Below are 8,691 nucleotides of genomic sequence, written 5' to 3'. Positions count from 1 at the left end.
ACTTCGGTGGTCCCGGGCAGCGGCGCTTCCGCGTGTGGGCGCCGCCGGGTGAACACCCGCTCGCCATCTGCTTCGTTGAGCACCTTCACCGCCGTTCCCCACCATCCACCCCCCACCCACCTTCCGGCGGGTGCCCGCCCCCGCCCTCGCCGCGCGCCGCCCAACCAGGCGCCGCCCGGCACTGACGGAGCCCCTTCGGCCCGGTGCGACAACCTGTCTCAGGCGGCGATGTGCGCAGGCCGACTGCCGGACATCGCGGAGCGCAGAGCGGTTCGGACTCGGGCGGCACCAGCGGCTGCCACGTCCGCCCCCTGGCCGACCGTGAGGGTTCGGGTTGCCAGGCCGGCGCACAGGCGGCAGATGCCAGGTCGGGGCACGGGGTCAAGGCACTTGGCGCACTCGGCATACCGGGCCGGTGGCCGTACGGCGGGCCGGGCGGGTGGCATCTTGCGCTCCAGGCGGCACCGGAGCACGGCGGCTGCCGAGTACATCGGGGTGGGCAGGCCCGGCAGCAGGGCCTGGGCGAGGTCGGCGTGGACCGCACCACGCTCCAGCCACTGAGCGACGAGGGGCGCGAGTTCGGCGGCTTCGGCCTCGCCCAGGCGCAGTCGGGGCTCGGGGCGAACCACCCGGAACAGTGTGGCGACCGCCTCGCGGAGTTGTTCTTCCACAGCCGCCACAGGCTGTTCGTCGGCTGCCTCATCGGGGTCCTCCGCCCGCAGCCCCGTCATCGCCTGCGGCTCGCCGGTCTGCCCGGTGGGAAGGGAGGGTTCTTTCACCAGGTCCTTTACAAGGCCGTCAGCACCACCGGTGATCGCTCCACCGGAGACCGGACGGGTGACACCCGGAGCCGCCGGCTGCGGGGTGTCGTAGACGTGGGTCTCGGTGATGATCGTGCCGTCGGGCATCCGGATCTTCTCGACCCGGTAGAAGCCCGCCTCGGCCAGCTCCTTCAGCGCCTTACGGATCGCGCCCCGGCCCTGCGGGCTGGTGTCGGCCATGTGCCGGCCGTCCTCGCGCCAGCCGTCGGGCCGGGAGAGGAGGTCCGCGAGCAGGCCACGGGCGGTGTAGGAGAGCCGTCGGTACTGCAGAACGGCGTTGGGCAGCACGGTGAAGTTGCGCACGTGGGCGCTACGATGGACACGCATCGGGAGTTACTGCTCCTGTTGCCGGACCCCGGAGCGTTGGCGCGCTGCCGGGGTCGCCTATTTTCGGTTCGATGACGGAACGTACCGGCGCATTTGGCGTTCCGTCAGGCGTTTCCCACACCACTGCCCCGTAAGGGTGAAGCAGGGGCTTCGAGGATGTGGTCGCGTGCGGCACGGGCGAGGGCGGCCTGATGCGGGGTGGGGATCGCGGCACGGTTCCCGTGGAAGGCGATCATGTGCGCGAGGACGGCGCGCAGTCCACGGGTGAGGCTTCCGCGTAGAGCGAGATCGGCCAGTTCGCGGCCTGCGCGGGCGAAGGCGTGGACGCGATCGCTCTCCGCGTGAAGGACTTGGCCGGGGACGCTCATGGCGAGTGTGTCGGCGGACAGCAGCACTCGGATCTTGTCGGCGACCGGTGACGATGGTTCCGCGGCTGCCGGACGCATGGCGACGACCCGGGCCCAGACGTCGCCCTGCTCCGTCCACTCCTGGCCGGCGGCGCGGAGCATGGTGCTGCACAGCAGGACGGACAGTTCTCGCCGCCCGACGTGCCGGGTGTTCGATCGGTGGTCTTCGGCCAGGATGGCACGGCTGTCGGAGTGGAAGAGGACGTGTGCCGCGTCGACGCCCAACGGCCCTCCGAGGGCTTCGGTTTCGGGCTCGTAGATGCCGGGTGACCAGGATGCGATCCTGCCCTCGTGCTGGAGCCGGTCCAACTTGTCGGCCAGGCGGGCGCGAAGTACGGGATGGCCTGTGTGCAGGCGCAGCCGCCAGTAGGGGTGCTTGCGGACGTACCACCAGCAGGTGACGGAGCCTCGGATCTCGGCGTCGCGCAGTATGGGGGCGAGGTGCTCGGTCATGGCGGCCTCGGCGGTGTGCCAGTCGGTGGGACGGATGTTGACCTGGACCCAGGTGTCGGGCGGGGTGGAGATGGCGGAGCGGCCGGCGACGCGGTAGGTCTCGGCGGCGGCAGCCAGGTAGGCGGCGTCGATGCCGAGGCGGGCGGCGGCTCGGGTGGCATCGACTCCGGTGAGGACGGCGAGGATCGCCCGTTCCAGATGAGGGTGTTCGCCGTGGAGGGCCATGGGCGGTTCAGGCGAGGAGCAGACAGGCGTCCCAGCCGGTGGTGGGCGGGCCGCCACGGTCGGCCGCGTGCAAGGCGAGGCGTACTCCGGCGGTGCCGTCGAGGAGTCCGGGTTCTCGGGCGGGGGTCTGGGCGCGGAGGAGAGCGCGCAGGGCAGGCAGGTGGGTGGTGAACCGGCTGGGTTCGGTGGCGTCGTGGGCGACGCGGTGAACGGCGTGCAGGAGGCCGGCGGCTCCGTGGCACAGGCCCGCGTCGGTGATCCGGTCGAGCTGGGCGGGGTCAGTGATGCAGCGCAACAGGGCGTGTTCGGCGGCGCGTTGGCGGTAGGTGTCGCCGAGGGCGATGGCGGCGAGCTGCTGAGCGCGGGCTTGGCCCGGGGTGCCATAGCACCAGCTGGGCCGGGGCGGGCCCTCCTGGAGGACGGCGCCGAGGCGGTGTTCGTCGGCAGTGACCCATTGGGGCCACCAGGGCCCGGAGGGGCCGGGCTGGCGCAGGGTGTCGAGCCAGCCGAGGATGCGCAGCATGGCGCCGGTGTGACCCTCGACGGTGGCGCCCGCGCGCTTGGCGAGGGCCAGGAGGGCGAGGGGGCCGGTGATGCCGTGGGCGAGCCCGAGGTTGCCATGACCGTCGGGGAAGGCGGCGGAGGTACGTCCGGCGGGGTCGAAGCGCACCCACCAGCCGGGCAGGTCGGTACCGGGCAGCGGTCGGGTGAGGCGGACGAGGTAGCTGAGGACGTCATGCAGCGCGTCGCTGCACGGGTCGCGCTTCAGCAGGTAGGCGCCGAGGCCGGTGAGCCCGTACAACAGGTCGTACTCGGCGGCGCGGGTGAACTCGCCGGAGTCGATGCGGGCGTGGGCCCGGTCGAGACGGCGGCGGACGAGCCTGTGGACGGCCCGGTCCAGGGTGAGCAGCGTCTTCACATAGCGCTCGGTGCCTGCGGCAGCGGCGTGGAGGGTGAAGGCCAGGGCCGGTGCCCCGATGAACAGGGCGGCGTCGTCGGAGCCGATGAGGGCCTGGCCGGCGATACCGGTCAGCCAGTCCTGGACGGTGCTCCAAGAGGTGCGACCGAGTGCGGCTCGCTCGGCGTGGAGCAGGGTGATGCCCACGGCGCCGGTGGCCAGGGACTGGGCGGCGTCCGAGGCGGCAGGGTCGCACAGCTGGGCACTGCGGGCGGTGGTGGGGTTCATCGCGGACGGCGTCCTTGGTGTCGATGGCTGAGGGTGAGCGCGGTGGCGCGGGCAAGGCGGTGGCAGTCGCGTTCGCCGTCTTGGTCGTCGATCCCGGCGGCACGGATGTGGTGCATGTGCAGGAGTGAGGCGAGGACGGAGTCCGTGTCGGGCCCGGCGTGGGCGTTCAGAGCGGCGCGGTAGACGCGTACGGCGGCGCGGCGGGTCGCCCAGGCGTCGGTGATCTCGGTTCCGGTCTCGGCACGCAGCCCGGCCCAGGTGTCGGCGGGGTCGGCGATGCACAGAGTCTGTGCGAGGACGGCTCGGTCGAGCGCCGGCCTGCCGGTAGTGCGGGTGACGTGTTCGGCCAGCCAGGCCGTTCCGGTCGTGGTGTCGCCGGTGAAGGCGGCGGCGAGGTCGAGGAAGCTGGCGGCAGTGAGGGCCCGCCCATGCAGGCGGCCCGGTGCGGTGTGGCGCCGCTGGGCCAGGGCGGCGGTCGAGTCGGCGACGAAGACGGCTTCGGCCGCCTCCAGGAGGTGGCCGGTCCCGTAGCGTCCGGTCTCGGGCTGGTAGGTGTCCCACTGGAGACGGCCGGTGGCCAGACCGGCGGCGTGCAGGGCGCCGGTCCAGGCGGCGACCCCTCGGGCGAGGACTTCGAACGGACCGGCCTGGCGGATGCGCAGGCGCAGGTGCGGTTCCGGGTCGCGGTAGGGGACGAACCAGCAGTCCGGGCCGGCGAGGGTAGCGAGCAGTTCGGGCAGACGAGCCAGGATCGCGCTGTGCCGGGCCGGTTGGGCGTAGACCTTCGCGAACACCCATCGCGTCTGCGGGCCTGCCGGGTACTCCCTGGGAGGCTCGGCGACGGCCGTCAGAACCGCTGCCGATGGCCTGTGCGGTTCTTGGAGACAGACGAGCGGAAGGACAATCTCCGTAGCCCGACCGTTCGCCCACCCGAGATCCTGCGGGTCGGGGGCCTGTCGCAGCACGGCCTTGCCGACGCGGCCCAGATGAGCGCGAAGCAGCTGCCGGTGCGAGGGCTGGTCGAGGTCGAGCCGCAAGCACTGGTCACCGTCGCCGAGGTCGACGTGGGCGGGGATCCGCATGCGGTGCCGTACGCCGTCGAAGGCCCGCTCCCACTCCGCCGGGCTGTGGCTCCGGGCGGGGAGGTCGGCGGCGGCGAGCCGCCACCGGGCGGCGGCCAGGGTGATGCGTCCATGCCGGACGGCGGGCAGCACCGGCAGGGCCTCGGCCAGCGGGCCCCAGGAGAACGGGGAGAGGACGGCGGCGCGGGCGCGAGGCAGCTCGGTGAGGAACCGGGCGAGTGGGTGGGTGAAGTTCACCGCCTCGACGGCGTTGAACACCATCGGCTCAATCCCCTGCCCTGTGGCCCGGGACACCAAGCGCATCCGTCGGGCGTCGGCAGTCACCAGCAGGTCCCGCAGGGGCAGTGCCCCGGGTGCGTGCTCGGCGACGGCGATCACGTCGTCCATGACCTGTGGTGTGCGGGCGACGTTGTCGGTGGCGGTCCACAGTGGAGGGCAGGAGACCTGGGCGCGGCGGGCGTCGGCGCTCAGAGTGGGGGCGCCGCGCAGCAAGGCCGAGAGCCGAGGCAGGCCGGCATGGGGTAGGTGCAGGAACCGGCCGATGGTCGTGCCCGCGCCCTGCGACAGGCCGGTGACCACGAGGTGGAAGTCGCGGTCATCGAGGTGCTGTCGGCTGGTGGCGTGGATCTGGACGCACAGGTCGAGGTGGGGCGGTAGATGGTCGGCCCGCTCGGTGCCGAGATCGGGCAGGACGTCGGCGAGTTCGATGGCGTTCGCCGTGTCGAGGATTGCCCGCTGTGCGGCCCGGACCAGTTGCTTGTCGCGGTTCGTGACCGGAGCGGCCGGCAGCTCAAGGGTGCTGGTGCGGTACCCGGCCGGAAAACCGAGTCCGGTGTCGGGGTTCACCAGGTCCAGCAGCGGCACGAGCGCGCCGATGCCGTAGCGGTCGAGGAACCGGAGGTGGTAGTCACGCCAGGCCGGGGAGCCGTTCGGGTGGGGGCTCAACTGGGCGAGCAGGGCGGCGGCGGTCTCCGCTTCGCGAGCCACGGCCTGCGGGATGACCAGGTCGGCACCGAGCCGGAGGTCGACGGCGAGAGGGGGACGGCCGGCTGATCCGGTCAGCTCCCGCAGGCAAGCGCGCTCCTGGGGCTGCGCGTGGCTCGGGGCAGAGTTGTGTGCGGCGATCCTGCGGTTGACGTCGCCGAGCAGTCGGACCAGGCCTGCGACCGCGGGAATCGACTCGGCCCTGGCCTCGATGAGCCGGTTCAGGACATGGCCCAGTGGATCGCGCGTGGTCATCGGGGGCCGTAGGGCGGTGATCAGAACGCCGTGGTGGACCAGCTGCGCGAGCATCCGGTGAGCCCGCTCGGATCCGGTTCCGGGGTGAGCGTCGAGCACGAGCTCGGCCAGGTGGTCGAGGCGGATCGGCTGCTGGGCTGAGTCGATCGCGGTACGGACGGGCCCCGAGTGGCGCAGGGAGACCTCGGCAGGCGCTTCGGCGGGTCGGCGGTGGCCGGGCCGACGAAGCGGTACCACCAGGTGGTCTCCACGCACCGTGCAGGTCTGCTCGGCCGTCACTGGCAGGCGCAGCAGTAGCTCCGGATCGTGTTCGAGTCGGTCCAGTACGTCCGCGAGCCATCTGGCGTCCGGACGGGCGATCGCGTGGTGATCACCCTCCCAAGTGCCTTCCAGAGCAGGGCCGATCCGTACCGGGGCGACACCGGCGAACAGACCGAAGGGAGTGGCACGGTGGCTCCGGCGCAGCAGGTAGCGGACGAGTGTCTCACCGGCCTTGCGAACCGCACGAGAGGCGCTTACCCGGCCGTCGATGACGTCTTCGACGCGCGCGGCATAGGCGAGGTTGGCCAGTTGGACCGCTTCGGCGAGCTGTGGGTCGGCCCAGGCGTCGGCCATCCAGGACCGCCACTCCTGCGCCGCGACCGGTCCGGTCTCAGGGCCGGGCCACGGCCGGACCATAGGGGTGCCGGTGTGCGCGGTGGCGCGTAACAGCGCCACTTCCAGAGCCCGGTACATGCGCGCCTCCGTTTCGGGGCCGGTGGGGTCGTGCCCGGCCTGGCGCCGGGGCCGTGCGGGCCCGGCGCCAGGGTGCGGGTGTGGTCAGGCGATGCAGCCGCTGTTGGAGCAGGCGGACTGGCAGGTCTTGCCGCAGCCGTCATCGGTGCTGCTCATCAGCTCGCCGATCACGGGGCCCTGCTCGACGATCGTGACGTCCAGCTCGAAGTCGTCGTCCTGGTTCTGGACCATGTCACTTGCCTCCTGGAGGAGTGGGGTACGGGTGGGGTGGTGCTTCACCTGGCGGCGGTGCCGGTCACGGCTTTCCGGGCCAGGAGATGGTGATGCGGGTGTGGGGCTTGTCGACCACACGGCCCGCAGGCAGTCGGTCGTCCGGCGTACCGGCCGGATGGACCTCAAAGCGGGCGCCGGGGCCGCCCCGGTGCTCCTCGTCCCAGACGCCGACCTCATGGACGATGCGGGCGGCGGCAGCGGTAGCGGCCGGGCCGTGTCCGTACGCACCGAGCTCGAAGCGGTTACGGGTCTCGTCAGTGGGGCGGACGGCGCGGTAGGCGAGGGTGCTGCCAACCACGACCGTGGCCACGCCCAGGGGGGAAGCCGACGCGACGATCCCCTTGTCCCGCGCGGCCGGTGTCGCGGTCAGCCGCGTGTGGCCGTCCAACGCGGTGGCCAGCCACAGGTCCAGGTCGTCGATCGGCTCCTCGCCGCCGACCGTCACGCCCGACCACACCTCCTGGCGGGGTGTGGCCAGCGCCTCGCGCAGGGCTTCTACGTCCACCTGATCGCCGTCGTCCAGCCGCAGCCCAACCTCCTCGCCCGGCCTGTCGTGCAGGAGCACCAGACGCTCGCGGTTCTCCGCCACACCCTGCATCGGCACGAACCCGCACAGCTCGTACCCGGTGCTCACCAGGTGGTCGCCCGCACGAACGAGGACGATCGAGCGCATCAGGCCGCGAACGCGCAGCGGCACGACGATCCGCCCGCCGGGGGCCAGTTGATCCACCCAGGCCGGTGGAATGTCCGGGGCCCCGACGGTGACCACGATCAGGTCGAACGGCGCGTGCTCCGAGATGCCGAACGCGCCGTCGGCGGTAACGACCCGCACGTGCTCGTAGCGGGCGTCATCGAGCAGCCGACGGGCACGGCTGGTGACCTCCGAATCGATGTCCATGGTCGTGACCGCGCCGTCGGGTGCAACGAGTTCGGCCAGGTAGGCGGCGAACATGCCGCCGGAGCCGATCTCCAGCACGTTCTCTCCGGGCCGGGGGTCGGCCTGCTCCAGCATGAACGCCTGGATGCGCGCGGCGGAGACGGAGCTGATGGCGAGCCCGTCCTTGTCGCGCTTGGTCACCACGGCGCGTTCCGGGTCGTAGGCGTCGGCGGGCTGCGCCTCGGGGGCGAACGGTTCGCGCGGGACACGGCCCATGACCTCGGCGATGCGCTCGGTGCGGATCGTGCCGTCCTCGCGCAGCGCCGACACCATCGCGGCACGCAGAGTCTCCAGGGCGGGTTCGGTGTTCAAGGTGCGTTCTTCTCCTTGGAATCGGTACGCGCTACAGGCAACGGGCACGGGCAAGGTCGTCGGCGACTCGAACGCTCGCCCAGACCTTCTTGGTGGTGGCCGCCAGCTCCTCACCCATGGCGTACGCCAGGCTCTGGACGAGAAGCAGTCCGCGCCCATGCTCGTCGCTTCCGCCGGCCCGAACCTTCAGTAGAGGTAGGTCGGGGCGAGAGTCCCGGACCTCGATGCGGCAGTAGCCGCCAGTCTCGTCGATCAGCACCCTGACGATGTCGCCCGGCTTGCTGGCGTGCCGGATCGCGTTCGTCGTCAACTCGGCGAAGACGAGCAGGACATCGTGAACCCGCTCGCTGTCCGAGCCCCAACCCCACTCCCCGAGTTTGGATCGCACGACGCGACGCGCCATGGGAATCGCGGTCACGTCTGCCGGGAAAGCGGCCTTCCAACGACGGAGAGGCCACTCTTGCTCGACGGCCACCATGTGCATTGCTCCGATCGGCAGGAGCGCTCGGACGCTCCGTTCCTGGTTTGCCTGCGGGGACCAACCTTGGCCTGGCGGGGAGGACAGAACTACGGCAAACCATGGACACTTGGATCCCTTTGGAGTGACCGGCAGGGACAACCCACGGACAGTTCGGAGACACTTCCGCGCGACCCGCGCGAACAGCGGCTCGACGGTGGTAGGCAGGAAGCAGAC

General features: G+C 71.7%; 7 protein-coding genes. All 7 read right to left on the bottom strand.

Going from position 1 to position 8,691, the window contains the following annotated elements; genetic code table 11:
* Positions 1-218: 218 nt before the first annotated feature.
* Entirely contained in the window at positions 219-1,148 is a 930-nt protein-coding gene (locus ACFRMQ_RS08825; RefSeq protein WP_380728450.1) for a hypothetical protein, read from the bottom strand.
* A gap of 104 nt (positions 1,149-1,252) precedes the next feature.
* Positions 1,253-2,233 (bottom strand): thiopeptide-type bacteriocin biosynthesis protein, encoded by a 981-nt coding sequence (locus tag ACFRMQ_RS08820; RefSeq protein WP_380728448.1) that lies wholly within the window; start codon positions 2,231-2,233, stop codon positions 1,253-1,255.
* A 7-nt stretch (positions 2,234-2,240) separates the two neighbouring features.
* The gene (locus tag ACFRMQ_RS08815) at positions 2,241-3,419 is read right to left on the bottom strand and encodes a lanthionine synthetase C family protein (RefSeq protein WP_380728446.1); all 1,179 of its coding nucleotides are present in this window, start codon (positions 3,417-3,419) and stop codon (positions 2,241-2,243) included.
* On the bottom strand, positions 3,416-6,475 hold the full coding sequence (locus tag ACFRMQ_RS08810; RefSeq protein ID WP_380728444.1) for a lantibiotic dehydratase: 3,060 nt from the start codon (positions 6,473-6,475) through the stop codon (positions 3,416-3,418). The genes ACFRMQ_RS08815 and ACFRMQ_RS08810 overlap by 4 nt, the downstream gene beginning before the upstream one ends.
* A gap of 84 nt (positions 6,476-6,559) precedes the next feature.
* On the bottom strand, positions 6,560-6,706 hold the full coding sequence (locus tag ACFRMQ_RS08805) for an FxLD family lanthipeptide (RefSeq protein ID WP_380728442.1): 147 nt from the start codon (positions 6,704-6,706) through the stop codon (positions 6,560-6,562).
* A gap of 64 nt (positions 6,707-6,770) precedes the next feature.
* The gene (gene fxlM, locus ACFRMQ_RS08800; RefSeq protein ID WP_380728440.1) at positions 6,771-7,997 is read right to left on the bottom strand and encodes a methyltransferase, FxLD system; all 1,227 of its coding nucleotides are present in this window, start codon (positions 7,995-7,997) and stop codon (positions 6,771-6,773) included.
* A gap of 31 nt (positions 7,998-8,028) precedes the next feature.
* Positions 8,029-8,475: an ATP-binding protein gene (locus tag ACFRMQ_RS08795; protein WP_380728438.1), complete on the bottom strand. Its 447-nt coding sequence runs from the start codon at positions 8,473-8,475 to the stop codon at positions 8,029-8,031.
* Between the last annotated feature and the right edge of the window lie 216 nt (positions 8,476-8,691).

This window comes from Kitasatospora sp. NPDC056783 (assembly GCF_042789895.1).
Taxonomy (GTDB): Bacteria; Actinomycetota; Actinomycetes; order Streptomycetales; family Streptomycetaceae; genus Kitasatospora.
Note: the sequence above shows the minus strand (reverse complement) of the source record. Positions and strands in the feature narration are given on the sequence as shown.